We start from the raw sequence: 20,483 nt of genomic DNA, 5'->3' as shown, positions 1-20,483 counted from the left end.
CTCCAAGTTCCTCAAAAAAGTTTAAACACGTTTTATGAAAAAAATTATAAAAGGATATCACGGAACTGATATAGATAGTTGTATTGAGATATTAAAATCAAATTATAAAATCTCAAAAGGAGGTGCATTATGAAACTCTCAGATGTAAAAGAGCAAATAGATAATTTTTTTAATAAAGTAGACCCCGATGAGCTCTACGAAAACGAGCTTATCGCTAATCACTTAGATACTTAGATAAATAATTAAACTTGTTAAATTTATATCTCAAATCACTGCGTTTGGAATGATAATTGCTACTTACATTATCTAAACAGTAAAAAACACTAACGATGAAAAGAATACTTTTAATAGCTACGCTTATTATTACGGCTATAGCTAATGCCCAACAAGCTGATAAAGCTAAAAACTTATTAGATGAGGTGAATAGCAAAATGTCGGCTTACAACAATATTTATATAGACTTTAAATACAACTTGGATAATATGGCTGAGAATATTAACCAAGAGACTAAAGGTAATGTAACTATTGCTAAAGATAAGTATTTGCTGAACTATTTGGGAGCTACAAAAATGTATGACGGTAGCAAGACTTATACTATAGTGCCTGAAAACGAAGAGGTTACGATAGAAAAAAACGCTAACGAAGAGACTGCTATTACCCCTTCACGTATGCTTACTTTTTACAAAAAAGGCTACAAATACAAATGGGATATTCAGCAAAATATACGTGGGCGAAAAATTCAATATGTGGAACTTAAGCCTCAAAAACAGTCTTCGGAAGTGAAACAAATTCTTTTAGGGATTGATATTCAGACAAAACATATCTATAACCTGATAGAAATAGGCAAAAACGGTACTAAAACTACAATTACTATCAATACTTTTAAGACAAATCAGCCATTATCGGACAATATTTTTAAATTTGACCGTGAAAAATACAAAAAAGACGGCTATACTATATTGGAACTATAATGACAATTGTATTTTTTAGATGAAAATTTTAGACCGATACGTACTCACACAGTTTCTTACCAACTTTTTAGGAGCACTTTCTATATTAGTGCTCATTTTTGTATTTCATACTATATTCACTTATATAGATGAATTGGCTGGTCGTGGTCTTGAACTGTGGATTATTGGTAAATTTTTAATCTATTTTATTCCGCAGCTTATTCCTATCATTATGCCACTTGCGGTGGTAATTGCTTCGGTAATGACGTTTGGCTCGTTTGCTGAGAGTTACGAATTTGCTGCAATGAAAGCTTCGGGTATCTCATTATTGCGTGTGATGCGACCATTAGTGGTGCTAATGGCATTGTTATCGCTGGGTACTTTCTTTTTGGCAAACAATGTAATTCCTGTAGCTTATCGCGAGGTGTACACCCTTAGAGGCAATATTGCTAAAGTGAAGCCTGCAATGGCTATCAGTGAAGGGGTATTTTCTAACATAGGTGAGGATATCAGTATAAAAGTAGACAAGAAGCACGGTGATAACGACCAATTTTTGGAAAATGTACTGATTCACAAAAAGACGCCCGACCGTGTGAATCGCATTGTTATTAAGGCAAAAGAGGGGGAGCTGAGGAGTACCAAACGGAATAATTTCTTACAACTGATTCTTAAAGATGGGTCTTATTACGAGGATGTAAAAACAAATACTTACGAATCACAAGAGCGATTGCCTTTTGCTAAGGTACATTTTCAGCAATATGTGATTAATTTAGACCTTTCACACCTTAATAACGTTGATTTCAACGAAAAAACAGATGCTACTACCTACCGAATGATGAATGTGAAGCAGCTAAATTACGCTATTGACTCACTTCGCACGGATTTTAAACAGAGTATTACTGATTATGGTGTGAATATGTTTAAAAGGACAGGCTTTCACGCTCAATTACCTGAACAAAAAGCGGATAGTTTGCCTAAAAAAACGACAAAAGGAGTAAGTTTGCAGGAGGTATTTGCTAAATTTCCTGATAATAACAAGATTACGCTCTTGGAAATGGCAGAAAATACTAATCAATCACAAGTAGACAATGTAGAATACAGGCAAAGTGAGGTGGAATATCACTACAAACTGATGAATTTACACATATTAAATTTCAGTGATAAATTTGCACTCACGGTGGCTTGTTTTGTGCTCTTTTTTGTGGCAGCTCCTCTGGGGGCTTTTATCAGAAAAGGGGGGATTGGCTTGCCTTTAGTAGTAGCAATGGTGTTGTTCTTGGCTTATTACTTTATAGGATTGTTTGTAAAAAACGTAGCTGAAAACAATACAATTAACCCTGCCTTAGCCCCTTGGATTCCTGCACTGATTCTCTTGCCTTTTGGGGTGTACCTCACGGCTCGTGTGGCTACTGATAAAGAGGTATTTCACTTTCCGCTATCGCACAAAATAATGCGATGGATAGAGGATAAAATCAAGAATTTAAAACAACGCAGGAAACACAAATTGCATAAAATAAACCGACTTAAACGTATGAAACGATTTACTAAACACAACCGATTGTTAAAATGAAACACTTTATTGCTATATTAGTATACTTATACGCCGCTTTTGCTTATGGGCAAACTACCTTACGTGGCAAGGTGGTAGATGACCACAACAAGCCTGTAATGGGGGTGAATGTTTTCTTGCAAGGTACTATTGAGGGGACAAGTACGGATGAAAATGGTAATTTTCAGTTTGTTAGCCATCAAAAAGGCAGTGCAACACTGGTGTGTAAGCATTTGGCAATGAATGATGCGAGCAAACTTATCACCTTGCAAGATGATATGCCTGCCCTGCACATTACAATGACTGAAAAAGAGGCTGCACTGGACGAGGTAATCCTCACGGGGCGGGAAAGCAGCTTGGGCATAACGGATAAAAAACGGGCTATAATCCTCAACACAATGGATATAGATACCACGCCAGGAGCCGATGGGGATATAGTGAGCACGCTGAGTGTGCTGCCAGGGGCACAGCAAGTGGGCGAAAGCGGACTGCTATTTGTGCGGGGGGGTAGCGGCGAAGAAACTAAAGTGCTTATTGATGGGCTAGAGGTGCTTAATCCGTTCTATTCGGGTGTACCTGATGTAGCGCAACGCAATAGGTTTTCTCCTCATATTTTCAAAGGTATTATCTTCAATACGGGGGGGTATTCTCCGCAGTACGGCAATGCACTTTCTTCGGTGCTTTCATTAGAAACTAACGACCACCCTAATAAACCTTCTACCGTAATTGCAATATTGCCCTATGGCATACAAGGAGGACACGACTTTTTGAGTAAGAAAGAAACTCGCTCAGGAGGTTTTGATGTGGGATATTTCAACTTCAAACCCTATCACAAGTTAGTAAAACAACACGTAGAATGGCTAAAACCTGCTGAAAGTCTTATACTTACAGGTACTTTTAGGCAAAACACCCCAAAAGGGATGCTGAAGTGGTATGGTTATTGCAATACTATGGAGCAAGCTATCAATCAGCCACAAGTGGAATTGCGAGGGGAAAAACATCCTTACGAATCTAAAAACGTAAATGCAGTATCTATACTCACTTATACACAAGAGCTGAACACACATTGGGAACTTTATACGGGCTATGGTTTTAACTATAACCGTGATAAAATTACTGACTGGAATAATTATGAACACAAATATGCTACCCAGCACCAATTTAGAGCGGTAGCTGCAGGAACACCTATTGACAATTGGCATACTGAAGTGGGAACAGAGCTGTTTGCCTATAACGGCAATTATGGCAATGATTACACAACGGCTTTATGGGCAAATGCATCACTGCCTTTGCAACGCAAGCTATACCTGCAAGCGGGGATACGCACAGAGTATAGTAACCAGCTACACCAAGCGGATGTGTTGCCGCGTATGGCACTAAATTATCGCACGGGGAAACTGCACCAGCTGAGTGTTTCGGCAGGGCTATACAGCCAAAAACCTACTGAGAGCTTTTTGCCTATTTACCGAGACTTAGCTTTTGCTAAATCGGCACACTATATAGCTAATTATCAATATAGTTATGATAGGCGCATCTTTAGAGTAGAGGCTTATTACAAAGATTACCAGCGACTGCTATCGTATGCCAATGGGCATTTGCCTACGGCAAGCGGTAGGGGTTATGCTAAAGGTATAGATATATTTTGGCGTGACTCTAAAACGCTAAAAGGCTTTGACTATTGGCTATCATATAGCTTTTTGGATACCCAACGGCAATTTTTACACTATCCTATAATGGCTCAGCCTTCTTTTGCAATGCCGCATACGGCACACATAGTAGCCAAGTATTTTTTTGAACAACTTGGACTGTTTGTAGGAGGGTCGTACTCGGTGAGTAGTGGAAGATCTTATGAGAATCCTAACAATAGCTCATTTTTATCGGATAGGACTCCTGTATATTACAATCTGAATGCTAATATTGCTTTATTACGCAAGGGGAAACATACGTTTAATACGGTAGTTTTCTCGGTAAATAACATTACGGGGTATGAGCCTATTTTTAGCTACCGTTACTCAAACGATGGTAGTTACAGATTGCCTATAACACTACCTTATAAGCGGTCGTTCTTGGTGGGGTGGTTTATCAGTATAGGGAAGGATAGAAGTAGCGAAATTATAGACCAATTACCTTAAAATGTTAAAGTTAATGTTAAAAATACAATTTTTTCACACTGTATAGGGAAATTATACTATCTTTGCGCCTGAATATTACTCATAGCAATAAACTCTAATAATTGTTTCTCTATAAAACACGAACAGCACTATGAATAAGAGGTATATATTCTTGATACTTGTGTTTATATTAAGTACTTTTTTATATTTTGTGAATGCACAAAGCAATTTGAGCAAAGAGCGACAATTAGCTCTGAAAAAGGCAGAACTTAATATTAAAGGACTTTATAACGAACTGAATGCTGCACAGTACGACCTTAGTTTTGCTGCCTTCCGCTATGCCTATATAGGGTATCAAACTCTTAAAAAACAGCATAGGCTGAATGAAAAAGAACTCTTCTCTATTATTGATTTTACAAAAGACTGCAATAGCAAACGTTTTTACACAATAGATTTACAAAAAATGAAGATAGTGTTTTACACTTATGTGGCTCACGGCAAAAAGAGTGGCGAGCGAGTGCCTAATTCATTTTCGGATGTAATAGAATCTAACAAGAGTAGTATTGGGTTTTATATCACAGGAAGTACTTATAATGGCAGTAATGGCTATAGCCTAATGCTTCACGGTGATGAAAAGGGCTATAACAGCAATTTGGCTAAACGCTCGGTAGTTATTCACGCTGCAGATTATGCCAATGAAGATTATATAGCACGCAATGGACGTATGGGAAGGAGCTTGGGCTGCCCTGCATTGCCTGAGAATATCAACACTGAGGTAATCAATACTATTAAAGAAAAAACAATGATTTTTGCTTACTACAACGATCCTAAATACTTGAAAACATCTAAATACCTGAATGCTTTAAAACTTATAGAAGAGGCTGAAAGCGAATCGGTATTTTAAAATCTCATACTTAAATCTTTATATTTTTACTACTTACTATTTTTTATAGAAAAAGGCTGCCTAAAATGTATTGTATGTACTCCCGTCAGCCTTTTTCTATAATTATTTTTTAAGCTTATCATTCTGACAATCAAATAGTTTTGGGTACATTATAGCGGTGATTTGCCAATAGCACTTACTATTGGAATAGGCAAAACTACCAACTATAAAAATAAATTTGCTGCATTCAAAAAAATGTATTATCTTTGCACCCGTAAATCCTCAGGAAAACCAACTTCAGAGGATTTTTATTTTTTTAAAATTTATAAGAAGAAAAAATATGGAAAAAGTATCATACTACACTGCTGAAGGATTAAAAAAATTACGCGATGAGCTCAATCAGCTAAAAGACGTTGAGAGACCTCGCGCCTCACAAGCTATCGCGGAAGCGCGCGATAAAGGAGACCTATCGGAAAATGCGGAATATGATGCCGCTAAAGAAGCACAAGGGCTCTTAGAAATGAAAATTGCCAAACTTGAAAAACTTGTAGCTAACGCTCGCCTTATTGACGAATCTCAGTTGGACGTGAATAAGGTACTTGTACTTTCAACCGTTAAAATCAAAAATTTAGCCAATAAAGCTGTACTTACCTACACCCTTGTGGCTGAAAGTGAAGCTGACCTGAAAGCAGGAAAAATATCAGTAAGCTCACCTATAGGAAAAGGACTACTTGGTAAAGAAGTGGGTGAAATTGCCGAAATAAAAGTACCTAATGGTACCCTAAAAATGGAAATATTAGAAATCACACGTTAATACAAAACAACTTACAACAAACTTTGTTAATGCTCTTTGCAATAACAAAGTTTTTTTTGTATCTTTGCCTAAATTATCAATCATAAGAAAAAAATGAAATATTTAATACACTTACTACGCTTTTTCCTTGGTGTAACCTTTATCATCAGTGGAATGATAAAACTCAACGACCCTATGGGTTTTGCTTTTAAATTGGAAGACTACTTTGCTCCTAATGTGCTAAACCTCACTTTTTTAGAACCTTATGCTCTGGCGTTGGCTATCTTGGTATGTATAGCTGAAATAGTTTTAGGTGTTACTTTGCTTTTAGGCTATAAAAAGAAACTCACCTTGTGGTTACTATTGGCTATGCTTGTATTCTTCGGTTTCTTAACATTCTACTCGGCTTATTACAACAAAGTTACGGACTGCGGATGCTTTGGCGATGCTATAAAATTCACTCCTTGGCAGTCATTTACCAAAGATATGGTACTTTTAGCCGTAGCCTTAATACTTTTCTTCTGGGGACAAGCGTACATCAAACCACTTGCCAAAGAAAAAACACTACTCTGCCTTACTATTTTATCAGTGGTAGGCTGTGGTATCTTTGTATATTATGTGTATAACTACCTGCCTGTAGTGGACTTTCGCCCTTACAAAATAGGCGCAAATATTCCACAAGGATTATTACAACCCTCGGGAAAAATAACCTACCATATGACGGTAGTTTTAGACGGTAAAGAAACTAATATTACTAACAATACAGGTCAGATTCCTAAAAATAGTAATGGAGAGTATGCTGAAGTCATCAAAATGACATCAGAAACTCCTAAACCTTTAATGCACGATTTTTATATAGAAGATAAAGACCGCAATAGCTATTTTGATGAGTTTATGGACAAGGAAAAGCTCATCTTGGTAGTTGCTTACCGCATTGATCGTACCGATGAAGCTGCTTTTTCAAAAATAAAAGAACTGACCGATAAGGCTATGAAAGAGGGCTACACTGTTATAGGGCTTACCTCACAGCTGGATTTGGCACAAAATATCATCAAAAAATACGAACTGAACTTTGATTTCTATTTCAATGATGGCACTACCCTAAAAACAATGATACGCGCCAACCCAGGTGTAGTATGGCTGAATAAAGGAACTATCGTTGATAAAAAACACTACAATTCTTTATAATTGAAACGAGGGTGTCCAAAAAGTTTTGTTTTGTGAAGGCGATTTGCCAATCGCCCCTACAATGTGAATAAAAGTGATTGATTATCTGAGCAATTAACTTTGTCAAACTCTGAAAGTTTGTCAAAGTGTGTAGCGCAATTGTACTATTAAAAACTTTTTGGACAGCCTCTTAATGCTTTTATTACCTTAAAAAAACGTATAATATGTGGCAAAGTGCCAATACTGATTTTCAACACTATTTGCGATTCCAACGCGGATTATCACAAAACACCGTAACATCTTACGGATTGGACATTGAAAAGCTGATAAATTACCTACAAAAATACCACATAACCGAAACTCCCGACAATATTACTGAAGATACCTTACGACAATTTATTTACCAAGAAGGAAAACTACTCAATGCGCGTTCTCAAGCCCGATTAATATCCTCTTTAAAGGGCTTTTTCAAATTTATGATGTACGAAAAAGGACGTGAAGATTTCCCTATGAGCCTTATAGACAGCCCGAAAATAGGTTTAAAACTCCCCGATACGCTCTCTTTACAAGAAATAGACACTCTGCTGAACTCTATTGACCTCAGCACCGATGAAGGACACCGGAATAAGGCTATTATTGAAATACTATACGCTTGTGGCTTACGTGTATCTGAATTAGTGAACCTACGCCTCTCTGACCTTTTCTTTGAAGAAGATTTCATACGTATTGTAGGAAAAGGGAGCAAACAGCGACTTGTACCTATTGAGAAATACACCCAAAGGCAAGTAAAAAATTATATTGATAATCAACGAAAATATTTAAAAATAGCAAAAGGACACGAAGATTATGTGTTCTTAAACCGCCGAGGGCAGCAACTTACAAGGGCAATGATTTTTACTATAGTGCGGCGTACTGCCGAATGTGTAGGCTTGCAGAAGAAAATAAGCCCTCATACTTTTAGGCATTCGTTTGCTACTCATTTGTTAGAAAACGGAGCCAATTTACGTGCCATACAAATGATGCTAGGACACGAAAATATTACTACTACTGAAATTTATATACACGTAGAAAGAGGTTATTTGAGAGAGGTGTTAGAGAAATTTCACCCTCGCCAAAAGATGAGCTTTACCCAATAAGCCCTTTTCGTCATCACTCATTAAACAATTTTTTGAGTGAAGTCTCATCTTATCGCAAGTGTAATAGTAATAATGTTGGTTAAATATCCTCAAAATCGAGATGTTTGTACCCGTTAGGGTTTTCGTTTATACGTGTTTCGTAATAATCACGTTTAAAGTCCTTCTGATGACGTTCTGATATCACTTCTTCTCCTCTTTCATCAAACACATAGCTTGTCATCTCGTCCAAAATTCCTTTGAACAACTCAAAATCTTCTTTGTAAAGATAGATTTTGTGTTTTTTGTAGTGAAACGACCCATCATCGTGAGTAAACTTCTTACTTTCTGTGATGGTAAGGTAATAATCATTTGCGCGTGTTGCCCTCACATCAAAAAAGTAAGTACGCCTGCCGGCTCTTAAGACTTTCGAGAAAATCTCCTCGTTGTCTAAAAAATCTTTTTCTTCCATTGTTCGTACGTGTATTAAATTATTAGAGTACAAAATTCTTTAAAAAGCTACAATAAAGCAACTTTTTCAGTAACTTTTTTATTAAAGAATAATTATTTTATTATAATTTTAAGATTTATATATTATGAAGAAGAAGTAATCCTAAATTTATTAAAATTTAAACCGAATGAAAGACTATAATTTTATGTAATACTTTGTGCTATAATATAGCCTCCTGTCCAAGCATTCTGAAAATTGAACCCTCCTGTTATGGCATCTATATCTAATACTTCGCCCGCCAAGTACAATCCTTTGTGCAACTTGCTCTCATAGCTTTTAAAATTAACCTCTGATAATTTCACCCCTCCTGCGGTTACAAATTCATCTTTAAAGGTTGCTTTGCCATCAATAGGCACCTCAGTATGCGACAAGGCAAGTGCCAAATCTTTCTGTTGTTGCTTGTTAAGCTCTGCCCATAAAGTTTGGGTAGGAATACACACCGCAGCCAATAAAGCCAACCATAACCGCTTAGGAAGATTATAAAGCGGATAAGAAGCTACCGACTTACGTCCATTTTGTTGTTTGAAGTGCTGCAATGCTTCAAAAATAGAATTAAAAGATAAAGAAGCACCTGTGTTGGCAGTGAAGTTGATAGACAACACGCATCGGTAGTTTAGCTCAGCAAGCAGACGTGCCCCCCACGCCGAAGCTCGCAATATAGCAGGACCACTAAAGCCCTTATGCGTGAATAACAATGGTGCTGTTTCATTGATTTTTAGGGGCTTACGATTCGTATCAAGTAGTGATACCTCGGCAGTTACCGCTATCCCTTGCAGCTCTTTTACCCACATTATAGGCGTTTGAAAAGTAAATAGCGAAGGTACTGGCGGTACAATACTATGTCCCAAGCCCTCTAATAGCTGCCACATCTTAGGATTGCTCCCCGTAGTAATTACAAGATTGCGACTGGTAAAAGTAGCCGTAGGTGTAGCTACCCTCCAAACACCCTCATAAAAAGTTATCTCTTTAACATTTTGCCCTGTAAATAAATCTATATCATTAGTTTTCAATTGCTGAAGAAAGCAATTAACAATTGTTTCCGAAGTATTTGAGGCAGGAAACACACGCCCATCTTCCTCTATTTTGAGTGCCACCCCGTGAGCTTCAAACCACGCCATCACATCGCCACACATAAACCTGTGAAACGGACTGAGGAGTTCTTTATGACCACGTGGATAGTTACGCACCAATTCGGCTGGAGTAAAAGTTGCATTGGTGAGGTTGCAACGCCCGCCCCCCGAAATGCGTACTTTTTGCAGCACCTCTTTGTTTTTTTCAAGTATTGCTATTTTCAGTTTAGGGTGCTCCTCAGCACAGTTAATAGCCGTAAAAAAACCAGCAGCTCCCCCACCTATAATTAAAAGGTCATACATAAATAATTAATAAAAAAAACTTTGCCAAAGTCTTTCCTAAAAAAACACTTTGGCAAAGCCTATTCAAAAAAATTACTTTAGTTTTATAAAGTTAAAATTATCGTCAAACTTTAGTTTTTGTCCATCAGTAACTTTTACTTTGTAAGTTTTTTTGTTGATACTGTGTGATATTTCTTTGACAGATTCAAAGGGGAAAGTAGCAGTTACGTGAGCTAATATTTTCTCAGGAACTACGTGATCAGGCACCTTTCCTGTATGTACTTTTATTTCTTTCCAATCACCTTCGCCGTTAAACTCTATTTCAAGCCCATCTTTGAAGATAACAGAATATTCTTCGTCTTTATAATCAACATCTTTCCATACTGAAGTGATGTCATTTACCAAAAAGTGTTGGCGTACGAAGTTAATCGCATCGGCAGGCAGCTCGTTAAAATCTACTTTTTTGTCTTGTGCTGTAGCTACTTGTAGAGAAAAAGCAGCTAAGATAGCAAATAATATTTTTTTCATATTAGTCATCTACTTTTACAAATTTACCATTTAGTTTAAATTCCAACTCCAAATCGTTGGATAGTTCTACCTCATACTTGTAGCTATTTTTGCTAATCTTTTTGATGAGCGCATTAGGGTAGTTACTCTTCACATATTTAGCGATTTTCGCAGGCACAATCTTATCTGAAACTGCACCATTGCGTGATTTCACTTCTTCCCATTCTCCTTTAGCGTCAAATTCTACCTCGTTGCCATCGGCAAAAAGTACGGTGTAGTCCTCGACTTTGCCGCGCTCGATGTCTTGCCACACCGATACCACTCCTTCCAACGAAAAGTGTTGCTTGATAAAGCCTTGAGCCTTAGAAGGCAACGACTGTACTGGCACCAGCCCATCTTGTGCTTGTGCCACTCCAAAAGCTGCCAATGAAAAGGCTACCATTGTAAGTTTTTTTAGTGTATTCATCTTATTGATATTTTTATTTTGGGCACAAAGATATATAAAAATACCTAATGTGCCAAACTGTTTTTGCTGTTTATTAGTAATTTCCTATAAGGTCGCCGTTGTGGTTGAAGTACAAATCTGTGTGCGATCCTATCAAATCTACCTTGTAGCCCGTATTAGTCTTTTTAATTCCCTCTATCAGGAAGCCTTTTTGGCGTACATAGTCGTCAATAGACTGAGGAAAGAAGCCTGTAGGTATTGTATTTCCATCTTCACCGTCCACTTGTGTCCAATTACCAGCTTGGTCAAACTTTATTTCCGTTTTATCGCTTAGTTTAGCTTCAAAACCCCCATTATGGTCTTCTTTTTCTACTTCCTGCACTTTTGCTTGCGGAAAGTACGTTTTTATAAACTCATTCGCAGGTTTAGGCAGCGAAGGTCCGCAGGACTGTAGCAATGCAAGTGCTCCTATTAATAGTACTATTTTTCTCATAATGTTTATATTATTTGTTATTATTGTATTCTTCCGTCTATCATCACTAATTTTCTATCTGCCATAGCTGCAAGTTCCTCATTATGCGTTACGATTACAAATGTTTGCTGAAATTCATCACGCAGCTGGAAGAAGAGCTTATGCAAATTTTCGGCACTTTCCGAATCTAAATTACCACTTGGCTCATCGGCGAATACTACAGCAGGATTATTGATAAGTGCTCTGGCTACTGATACCCGTTGCTGTTCGCCTCCTGATAGTGCATTGGGCTTGTGATGAGCCCTCGCTTCCAACTGCAAAAACGACAACAACTCCATAGCACGCCGCTCGGCATCGCGTTTGTTTTCCCCCTTGATGAGTGCAGGTATACAGATATTTTCTAAAGCCGTAAATTCTGGCAACAATTGGTGAAACTGAAAAATAAAGCCTATATGTTCATTCCTAAACTTTGCTAAGAGTTTATCAGAAAGCCCGCGTATATCGGTATTATTGATAAACAATGATGTATCTGTGCGGTTATCAGCTCTATCCAAAGTACCCAATATGTGCAACAAGGTAGTTTTGCCAGCCCCCGATGCTCCTACTATAGAAACCACCTCGCCCTTTTCTACCGTTACAGATACCCCTTTGAGTACCTCTAAATCTTTATAGGTTTTGTGAATATGTTGTGCTCTTATCATTCTTTTGCATTTTGATAGATATACACCTCAGTAGCCCCGATGCCATATTTGGCGTATTCGGCATCGTAAAAAGTAATATTGTTATACCTTCCTAAGAGTGTTTCCAACTCAATTCGCAGTACCCCCTCGCCTACTCCGTGAATAAACACCACCCGCTGGCGGCGTTGGGCTATGGCAAATTCTAATTGCCTGCGTGCTGTTTCTATTTGTAAGGTAAGCATCTCATAGTTAGTCATATGGCGCGGATTATTCACCAATTTTTCTATGTGTAAATCTACTTCCATTGGGGGAATTAGTTTGTCTTTTTTGCTCAAAGCCATAGGACGCTTCTTTTTCACTATCGAATCTTTTTGCAAACTCTCCTCGTCAATGGCTGTAAATACGTTGTGCGGTAGTTCTTCTTTCAGCACAATCACCTCATCGCGCCCTAATGTAAGTTCAAATCCCTCTTCGGTGAGCATTGTAACCTCGCGTGCTGTAAGCCTTATTACGTGCCCTCGTATCGTATCATCTATCGCCTCAATATAATCGCCAATATTCATCTTTTTATCCAACTTTTAGTTAATACCCCACTAATCGTTTTCTTCATTTTTAGGAGGTATAGAACGCGATATCATATAAATACCTATCATCAACAGCGAAACGCCTACTATTAGCAGTAGCTGGTCGTATTGGGCAAACCAATAGCGCGACAGTGCTACCGCAGCCCCTAATATTATCAGTGTATATTTCATTGTTTTATAGATAGAACCTCTTTTACCAATTGTATCATCTTAGGGTCGCCTGTGTGCTTGTTAGGCTCATCTGATAGTTTAACGGTAGGTACCCATTCATTATCACTTGTAAGCACTTCGGTAAGTTTCATTACAATGTTCATCGGGCGTAATCCTACATCGTTAGTTAAATTAGTACCTATCCCAAAAGAGATTCCTATTTTTCCTTTGCAAGCCTCGGTAATAGCACGTACTTTTTCGGTATTTAGCCCGTCAGAGAAGATAATGTATTTGCTTAGCGGGTTGATACCCATTTTTTTATAATGGGCAATAGTTTTTTCGGCAAATTCTATAGGGTCTCCGCTATCGTGTCGCACTCCGTCAAACAATTTACTAAATTTCTTATCAAATTGTTTGAAGAACACATCGGTAGTATAAGTATCGGAAAGGGCAACCCCCAAATCACCTCTAAACACATCTACCCAATGCTCTAATGACAGTGCATTTGACATTTTGTAACTATATTCGGCAGCGTGAAACATAAACCATTCGTGGGCGTGAGTTCCTATGGGTTTCACTTTGTATTTCATTGCGAAATGCACATTGCTTGAGCCTATAAAAGAGCTGTTGTAGCCTTGCATTAGGGTACGCATTACGATATCGTGTACGTGATATGAATGACGCCTACGCGTACCAAATTCGGCAAACACTACCCCCCAATCTTTGTAAAAGTTTTCTTTTTCACGTGTATTGGCTTCTATTTGGGCATCTGTCCAACCTATTGCACCCGTCATTTTATAGTACAATTCACTAATTACTGCGAGCAAAGGCACTTCCCACAATATTGTGCGATACCAATAGCCTTCTACTGTTACTTGCAAATCATCTCCGTTTTGTGCAATTTTCACTTCGGAAGGGTCATACTTATAGCCTTCTAAAAAATCTAAGTATAGCGGACTTAAATAGGGGCAATTTACGCGTAAAAACTCTTTTTCCTCTTTGCTAAGTTGTAACTGGCTCATAGCTTTTACCGTTTCGCGCATTGCATCGGCAAAACCTGCAGGGAAAGAGTGTTTTCCGCGGTTGATAAACGTATAACGTGCTTTAGTTCTTGGGAATAACTGCACTACGGCGCACTGCATTGTAAATTTATAGAAGTCATTATCTAATAATGACCCTAAAATAGCTTTGTTCTCTACTGTCATAGTTTTCAGTAAATTATTAGTAATTATACCATATTGCGGGCAAAGATACAAAAATAATGATAAATAACAAATAAAAAACTTTGCCAAAAGTGGGTAGTTTGTTGAGCTACGACTTTTGGCAAAGTAAGATATGAGTAATTTAACTTCAGGTATTATTTGTTATTATTGTATAATTCGGCTACTTTATCCCAATTGATAACATTGAAAAACGCTTCTATATAATCGGGACGGCGATTTTGATAGTTTAGGTAGTATGCGTGTTCCCACACATCAAGCCCTAAGATAGGGAAACCGCATTGCATAGTAGGCATTAGCGGGTTATCTTGGTTGGCTGTAGAGCACACCTCTACTTTACCACCTTTATGAACACAAAGCCACGCCCAACCAGAACCAAAGCGGGTAGCGGCTGCCTTGCTAAACGCAGTTTTAAAATTATCAAAACTACCAAAAGCATCGTTTATAGCCTTAGCAAGCTCACCTGTAGGTTGCCCGCCAGCTTTAGGAGCCATTATTTCCCAAAAAAGGTTATGATTGTAATAGCCGCCACCATTGTTGCGCACTGCGGCGTTGTTCATATCCAGCGTAGTGAGTATGGTTTCTATAGACTGGTTGTCTAAGTCGGTACCTGCAATAGCAGCGTTCAAGTTTGTAGTATAAGCGTTGTGGTGCTTGGTATGGTGTATTTCCATAGTACGAGCGTCTATATAAGGTTCAACCGCATCGTAAGCATAAGGTAATTTAGGTAATGTAAAAGCCATAATATTAGGTATTTTAGTTTTTGATGCAAAGATAAAGAATCTTATTCAATAAATATCACAATCACAATCAATTTTATTGATAGTGTTATAACGCCAACGCCACTACAAGCCCTTCGTTGCCTCTTATATTAAAAACTGTATTGTCTTCAAAAATAAGATACTGCCCTTTGATACCCACTAATTTACCTTCATAATGTGGTGTTTGTAGCAATTGTAGTGAACGTACCTGTGCAGGGTATTGCAATACTGGAAAGTGCAGATGCCACAAGGCTGTTTCTTCTGCAATATACGGTTGTACTTCTTGGGGGATAAAAGGGCGTAACTGTGCTTTTACAGCTTGTAAATCTACAGAAGTGAATTGATTGGTGAGCATTTTACGCCAATTGGTTTTATCGGCAATATGTTGTTTTAGAGCGACTTCGGCTATTCCTGCTAAATACCTATTAGGCACTTCGGCAATTACGAGTGCCTCGTGAGCGCCTTGGTCTATCCAGCGGGTAGGAGCTTGGCTTTTGCGGGTTACCCCCACTTTCACCTCGCTTGTATTGGCTAAATACACATAATGAGGCTGCAATTGCATTTGCTGTTCGTAGTTTAAATCACGCTCTTCTATATTCAAGTGGGCTTTGCTCAGTTCAGGATGCATAATCCAATCTGCTGTTTGTGGTACTGCAAAAAAACACTCTTTGCAGTATCCTTGTCTGAATATAGGCTTGTTCTCACCACAATTCAAACATTGGAAGTGTTTGAATTGCAGACTTATATGCTGTCCTATCAGCTGGTTCATCGCTACAAAATCACTTTCCATAGGTAGGTAATACCTTATGGGGTCTGCCCATTCTGTAAGCATTTTTTGTAATACTCCTGTAAACATTGGTCGTTAGGCGTTAGTCATTAGTAGTTAGTGGGTGTTGCCTTCTAATCATTAAGCACTAAATATTCAATACTATAATCATAGGCGTGTTTCTCATCAGCCTTAAAATGCTCTACCTCTACAAGTTTCCACTTTTTATGGTCTATTTCGGGGAAGAAAACATCAGCTTCTGCAAAATGATGATGTACCCGCGTAAGCACAATGCGGTTGGCAAGAGGAAGTGCTTGTGCATAAATCTCCCCCCCGCCGATGATATAAGGGTCGGGGTCGGTATGCAAAGCCAAAGCGATACCCTCTTCTAGCGAATGTACCACTATAGCCCCTTCTTTGTAGTAATCAGCCTGACGAGTTACCACAATATGCTTGCGATTAGGCAACGGTTTTTTAAACGTTTCAAAAGTTTTTCGCCCCATAATGATACAATGCCCTGTGGTAAGCGCTTTGAAGTGTTTAAAGTCGTTTGGCAAGTGCCATAGTAGGTCTGCCCCTTTGCCCAATTCGTTATTATTTCCTACGGCAGCAATGATAGTTATCATACTGCTTGTGAATTGTTATTTTGTTGAGCTTTTTCTGCAGCTGCCAATTCGCGTTGAGCTTGTTGTTTTTGTTGTTCAAAATCACGTTCTATAGCTGCTTCCATTTTGATAATTTTCTTTTGTTGTGCTGCTATGAGTTGTTCGCGTTGTTTTTCGCGCCATTGTTTTCCTAAGAATTTACTAAAGAAGAAAACATTTACTGCGTGCCATAGCCACAAGAAGAGCCATAAAGCGGATAATAGCTGCCACCAATTGTATTCGGGCAAGTAATCTAACAATTTGTTAGCTACCCAAAAGAAGGCGCAGCCTAACAACATCACAAAAAAGTGAATGTAGAGCAAGCGTTTTTGTTTCATACGCATTTCGGCATTTTTGAAAAGCTCGTACTGCTCTGGTGTCAGTTGTTGTTTTGTTATATTCATATGATTTGATGATTTGGTGCCCTATGGCTATTAATTTATTAATCGTTTTAATAGGGGCTCTAAGCTTGGTTCTTTGCCTCTAAAGTTCTTATACAGTGTCATTTCTTTATCGCTACCGCCTTTGCTAAGTATTTCATTTCTAAAGCGCTCAGCTGTTTCGGTATTGAATATTCCTTTTTCTTTAAAAGCCTCAAAAGCATCAGCATCTAATACTTCCGACCATTTATAGCTGTAATAGCCTGCGGCATAGCCTCCGCTAAAAATATGAGAAAACGAAGTAGAAATGCAGCGTTCTTTGGGGATAGTTACTACATTGCCTAATACTCCTACGCTGTGTTCTACGTTTTTGGCAGTTCTAAACTCATCGTTGTATTTGGGGGTGTGCCAAGACATATCTATAAAAGCGAAATCGAGCTGGCGCACGGTGAGTACTCCTTCCATAAAGTGAGCTGCTTTTTTTATCTGTTCTACCCATTCCATAGGCAAAGGTTCGCCTGTTTGGTAATGCGTTGCGAACAAGCGCAAAGCTTCTTCTTCATAGCACCAATTTTCCATTATTTGGCTGGGTAGTTCTACAAAATCACGAGCTACGTGAGTACCGCTCAGTTCGGGGTAAGTAACGTTGGAGAGCAAGGCGTGCAAGGCGTGCCCAAACTCGTGGAAGAGTGTGCGGAGCATATCAAAGCTGAGCAGTGATGGGGTATTTTCTGTAGGGCGTGTAAAGTTGCACACAATAGCCACGTGTGGGCGTGAGTTGTTGCCGTCTTCGTCTATATATTGGTTTTTAAATACTGTCATCCAAGCTCCTGCGCGTTTTCCTTCGCGCGGAAAGAAATCGGCGTATAGCAAACCGAGGTAAGAGCCGTCTTTATCGGTAACTTTATAGGTTTGCACTTCGGGGTTGTATTTTTCTATGGTATCAATTTCTTGAAAATGAATGCCATATAATTTATTAGCTATAGCGAAAGCGCCTTTTACGGCATTGTTTAACGAAAGGTAGGGGCGCAGCTGCTGGTCGTCTATATTATACAATTTTTGTTTTAGTTTTTCGGCATAATAATAAAAATCGTACATATAGAAATTTTTGTCGCCATCTTCTTCCCAATAGTTTCCTGCGAAGTTTTTGAGCATAGTAATCTCGGCTTGGGCGCGAGGTAGCGCTTCATCGAGCAGCGTGTGGAGGAAGTTCATTACCTTATCGGTATTTTCTGCCATACGACGTTCGAGCACAAAAGCGGCGTGATTTTCATAGCCTAACAAGCGTGCGCGCTCACGGCGCAAAGAAGCAATGCGTTGCAAGCAATCTTCGTTGTTATTGAAATTGCTATGTGAGCAACGCGACTCATAAGCTAAAAACAATTCGCGGCGTAACAGCCTGCTATCGGCATATTTCATCACGGGCAAGTAGACCGGTGCGCTGAGATTGAAACACCAGCCTTTTAACTCTCTTTTTTGAGCTTCGGCTTCTGCCAATGCTAATACTTCATTGGGGATGCCGCTGATCATTTCGGGTTCGGTAATATGTAGTACATATTGGTTGGTTTCGTTTAGTATATTTTCTGAAAACAAGAGTGTAAGGCTGGAGAGCTCACGGTCTATCTCGCGCAAGCGGTTTTTGCGTTGTCGTAAGGCGGCACCATTGCGCAGGAAAGCGTTGTGTATTTTTTCTATCAAGACGAGCTGTTCGGGGGAAAGAGACATTTTGTCGCGTTGCCTATAAATAGATTTTACGCGCTTGAACAGGAGGGCGTTCAGATAGACATCGTTGTGATAATCGGTAAGCAGGGGGGATACCAGCTGTGCTTGTGCTTGTAAATTGACTGATGTTTCGGCACTATTGAGGTTGAAAAGCATCGCTGTAAATCGGTCTAAACGAGCGGTGCTATAAGCTAATGGGATAATGGTGTTTTCAAAAGTAGCGGGTTTGTAATTTTTACTAACGGCGTCTATTTCGTCTAAACTTTCCTTAATAGCTTCTTCAATAGCGGGTTTGTAATCTAAGGTTGTGAATCGGGAAAAAGGGACGGCATCATATTCGGTACCGAAGACGTTTGTTTGTCCTAATTTTTTAGTTTGATATTTCATAAGTATTTTGCTTTTTGAGTATGAAATTGCTAAGTATTGGGTTTAGAATTTCAAAAAATAGAAAGATGTGCCCCTAAAGTATTTTTAAGTGCAAATCTTCGTTATATAATTTCATATCAATTTTTTAGGGTGCAAAATTACTATATTTTTTTGAACCTGACAAAAAAATATAACATTTTAGCGTTTTTATTGGTTTTTTTTTGTAATTTTGCGGTATTGAGAGTTGGAGGGGTCGTCACATACTCGGCTGCGCCAGCTCGCCGACTATCCTTCGCTTATCCTTCGCTCATCCTTCGCTGAAGGTTCGCTGAAGGTTCGCTCGGGGTGGGGTGGAGAAACGGAATAAAAAAACTTAAAAATCTAAATAACAATGAAGCATTTTTTTCTTTTATCGTCTTTGTTCTTTTGGGTTGTGATAGCAGCTGCTCAAGAACCTACAATGCCTGAGGCTAAAGATAGCCTTCCTGATACTCCTTATGAGGAGCCTTTTCCTTCAGAAAAGTTTGATGTTCCTGCGCCTCCACCTCCTGCTGAAATTCAGGAAGCTCCTGAACCTCCTGAACCTGATACGCCTTTGCATAGGTATGTTCCTGCTTATAGGAAGCCTTTTTCGTTGAAAGAAGACTTGCTTAGTCACACTGCTATAGGCTTTTACAACCTCAGTGGGGGTAATAGTAAGTATTACTTTATGGGTTCTTACAATTTTGAATTGGGTTTTAAAATAGCTCATTACATCAACAAAAAGAATAGTTTGAGATTTAATTACGCGCTATTGTGGCAGTTTAACAGCTTGTCTATCAAGAACAATCAGCATTTTGTGGTTAATAACAACGAAACGCTGTTGGCTTCTTATGCTAATGATACTTCGGTATCTAAACTTCGTATGCACAACCTTGTATTGCCTCTGCATATAGAGTTTAACCTTTATCCTAACAGTAATATGCACTACTATAACTATAGAGATAGGATTAAACTGGGGATAGGTGTTTACGGAAGTTTGTCGCTGGACAGCAGCCAAAAGATGAAATACAGCGAAGATAATGTGCATTATAAGAGTGTTACTCGTAAGGATTTAGGTATCAACCAATTGTCGTGGGGAGGGTCGGCATATTTGGGCTATAAAGATGTAGCGGTGTATGTGCGTTATGCTGTAATGCCTCTTTTTGCTAATGGTGGTAGCCAGTATCCTTTTTCATTTGGGATACAGTTTTAAATTCTGAATTTTGAATTCTGAATTTTGAATGTGGGGGTGATTGGCAAATTGCCTATAAACTGATTATCAATGTGCTAATACTCTGATGCCCCAGCTTGTGGACTTCCTTTGAGAAACATTCCCC

22 protein-coding genes are annotated in these 20,483 nt (G+C 38.7%); 8 read left to right on the top strand and 14 right to left on the bottom strand.

Going from position 1 to position 20,483, the window contains the following annotated elements; genetic code table 11:
• Window positions 1–329 precede the first annotated feature (329 nt).
• The 7 genes from HMPREF9075_RS10285 (at window position 330) to xerD (ending at window position 8,589) form a co-directional block, all read left to right on the top strand.
• The gene (locus HMPREF9075_RS10285; RefSeq protein WP_009416529.1) at window positions 330–971 is read left to right on the top strand and encodes an outer membrane lipoprotein carrier protein LolA; all 642 of its coding nucleotides are present in this window, start codon (window positions 330–332) and stop codon (window positions 969–971) included.
• A 19-nt stretch (window positions 972–990) separates the two neighbouring features.
• The gene (locus HMPREF9075_RS10280; protein ID WP_009416528.1) at window positions 991–2,520 is read left to right on the top strand and encodes an LptF/LptG family permease; all 1,530 of its coding nucleotides are present in this window, start codon (window positions 991–993) and stop codon (window positions 2,518–2,520) included.
• The gene (locus tag HMPREF9075_RS10275; RefSeq protein ID WP_009416527.1) at window positions 2,517–4,631 is read left to right on the top strand and encodes a TonB-dependent receptor; all 2,115 of its coding nucleotides are present in this window, start codon (window positions 2,517–2,519) and stop codon (window positions 4,629–4,631) included. Before HMPREF9075_RS10280 ends, HMPREF9075_RS10275 begins: the two co-directional genes overlap by 4 nt.
• A gap of 130 nt (window positions 4,632–4,761) precedes the next feature.
• Window positions 4,762–5,514, top strand: a complete 753-nt coding sequence (locus HMPREF9075_RS10270) for a murein L,D-transpeptidase catalytic domain family protein (RefSeq protein WP_009416526.1) — start codon at window positions 4,762–4,764, stop codon at window positions 5,512–5,514.
• Between the two features lie 319 nt (window positions 5,515–5,833).
• Window positions 5,834–6,307, top strand: coding sequence for a transcription elongation factor GreA (greA, locus tag HMPREF9075_RS10265; protein ID WP_034557550.1), 474 nt, complete (start codon window positions 5,834–5,836; stop codon window positions 6,305–6,307).
• Between the two features lie 93 nt (window positions 6,308–6,400).
• A complete protein-coding gene (locus HMPREF9075_RS10260; RefSeq protein WP_009416524.1) occupies window positions 6,401–7,474 on the top strand; it encodes a BT_3928 family protein in 1,074 nt (357 codons plus the stop codon).
• Window positions 7,475–7,677: 203 nt separating this feature from the next.
• Entirely contained in the window at window positions 7,678–8,589 is a 912-nt protein-coding gene (gene xerD / locus HMPREF9075_RS10255; protein ID WP_009416523.1) for a site-specific tyrosine recombinase XerD, read from the top strand.
• Between the two features lie 79 nt (window positions 8,590–8,668).
• On the opposite strand, the gene HMPREF9075_RS10250 is transcribed toward xerD, so the two are convergent.
• From HMPREF9075_RS10250 to HMPREF9075_RS10185, 14 genes are all read right to left on the bottom strand, one after another.
• Complete coding sequence (locus HMPREF9075_RS10250; RefSeq protein ID WP_009416522.1) at window positions 8,669–9,037, bottom strand: PUR family DNA/RNA-binding protein; 369 nt, start codon at window positions 9,035–9,037, stop codon at window positions 8,669–8,671.
• Between the two features lie 182 nt (window positions 9,038–9,219).
• A complete protein-coding gene (locus HMPREF9075_RS10245) occupies window positions 9,220–10,449 on the bottom strand; it encodes an NAD(P)/FAD-dependent oxidoreductase (RefSeq protein WP_009416521.1) in 1,230 nt (409 codons plus the stop codon).
• Window positions 10,450–10,521: 72 nt separating this feature from the next.
• Window positions 10,522–10,956: a PepSY-like domain-containing protein gene (locus HMPREF9075_RS10240; protein ID WP_034557568.1), complete on the bottom strand. Its 435-nt coding sequence runs from the start codon at window positions 10,954–10,956 to the stop codon at window positions 10,522–10,524.
• Between the two features lies 1 nt (window position 10,957).
• A complete protein-coding gene (locus tag HMPREF9075_RS10235) occupies window positions 10,958–11,401 on the bottom strand; it encodes a PepSY-like domain-containing protein (RefSeq protein ID WP_009416519.1) in 444 nt (147 codons plus the stop codon).
• Window positions 11,402–11,474: 73 nt separating this feature from the next.
• Window positions 11,475–11,873 carry a PepSY-like domain-containing protein gene (locus HMPREF9075_RS10230; RefSeq protein WP_009416518.1) on the bottom strand — a complete coding sequence of 133 codons (399 nt, stop codon included), beginning with the start codon at window positions 11,871–11,873 and terminating at the stop codon, window positions 11,475–11,477.
• Window positions 11,874–11,893: 20 nt separating this feature from the next.
• Window positions 11,894–12,553: an ABC transporter ATP-binding protein gene (locus tag HMPREF9075_RS10225; protein ID WP_009416517.1), complete on the bottom strand. Its 660-nt coding sequence runs from the start codon at window positions 12,551–12,553 to the stop codon at window positions 11,894–11,896.
• Window positions 12,550–13,095 (bottom strand): Smr/MutS family protein, encoded by a 546-nt coding sequence (locus HMPREF9075_RS10220; protein WP_009416516.1) that lies wholly within the window; start codon window positions 13,093–13,095, stop codon window positions 12,550–12,552. The genes HMPREF9075_RS10225 and HMPREF9075_RS10220 overlap by 4 nt, the downstream gene beginning before the upstream one ends.
• Before the next feature lie 30 nt (window positions 13,096–13,125).
• On the bottom strand, window positions 13,126–13,287 hold the full coding sequence (locus HMPREF9075_RS13595; RefSeq protein ID WP_009416515.1) for a hypothetical protein: 162 nt from the start codon (window positions 13,285–13,287) through the stop codon (window positions 13,126–13,128).
• Window positions 13,284–14,471, bottom strand: coding sequence for a nicotinate phosphoribosyltransferase (gene pncB / locus HMPREF9075_RS10210; RefSeq protein WP_009416514.1), 1,188 nt, complete (start codon window positions 14,469–14,471; stop codon window positions 13,284–13,286). The genes HMPREF9075_RS13595 and pncB overlap by 4 nt, the downstream gene beginning before the upstream one ends.
• 152 nt (window positions 14,472–14,623) lie before the next feature.
• On the bottom strand, window positions 14,624–15,229 hold the full coding sequence (locus HMPREF9075_RS10205; protein ID WP_009416513.1) for a superoxide dismutase: 606 nt from the start codon (window positions 15,227–15,229) through the stop codon (window positions 14,624–14,626).
• Window positions 15,230–15,314: 85 nt separating this feature from the next.
• The gene (locus tag HMPREF9075_RS10200) at window positions 15,315–16,103 is read right to left on the bottom strand and encodes a DUF2797 domain-containing protein (protein ID WP_009416512.1); all 789 of its coding nucleotides are present in this window, start codon (window positions 16,101–16,103) and stop codon (window positions 15,315–15,317) included.
• A 44-nt stretch (window positions 16,104–16,147) separates the two neighbouring features.
• Window positions 16,148–16,639 carry a dihydrofolate reductase gene (locus tag HMPREF9075_RS10195; protein WP_009416511.1) on the bottom strand — a complete coding sequence of 164 codons (492 nt, stop codon included), beginning with the start codon at window positions 16,637–16,639 and terminating at the stop codon, window positions 16,148–16,150.
• Window positions 16,636–17,055, bottom strand: a complete 420-nt coding sequence (locus HMPREF9075_RS10190; protein WP_157049255.1) for a 2TM domain-containing protein — start codon at window positions 17,053–17,055, stop codon at window positions 16,636–16,638. Before HMPREF9075_RS10190 ends, HMPREF9075_RS10195 begins: the two co-directional genes overlap by 4 nt.
• 36 nt (window positions 17,056–17,091) lie before the next feature.
• A complete protein-coding gene (locus tag HMPREF9075_RS10185) occupies window positions 17,092–19,146 on the bottom strand; it encodes a M3 family metallopeptidase (RefSeq protein WP_009416509.1) in 2,055 nt (684 codons plus the stop codon).
• A gap of 370 nt (window positions 19,147–19,516) precedes the next feature.
• Between HMPREF9075_RS10185 and HMPREF9075_RS10180 the strand changes: the two genes are divergently transcribed.
• Window positions 19,517–20,359, top strand: coding sequence for a hypothetical protein (locus HMPREF9075_RS10180; protein ID WP_009416507.1), 843 nt, complete (start codon window positions 19,517–19,519; stop codon window positions 20,357–20,359).
• The last annotated feature ends 124 nt before the right edge of the window (window positions 20,360–20,483 follow it).

The sequence above is a fragment of the Capnocytophaga sp. oral taxon 332 str. F0381 genome (assembly GCF_000318275.2).
Classification (GTDB): Bacteria; Bacteroidota; Bacteroidia; order Flavobacteriales; family Flavobacteriaceae; genus Capnocytophaga; species Capnocytophaga bilenii.
The sequence above is the reverse complement of the archived record's forward strand: the minus strand, read 5'-3'. Positions and strand labels throughout refer to the sequence as shown.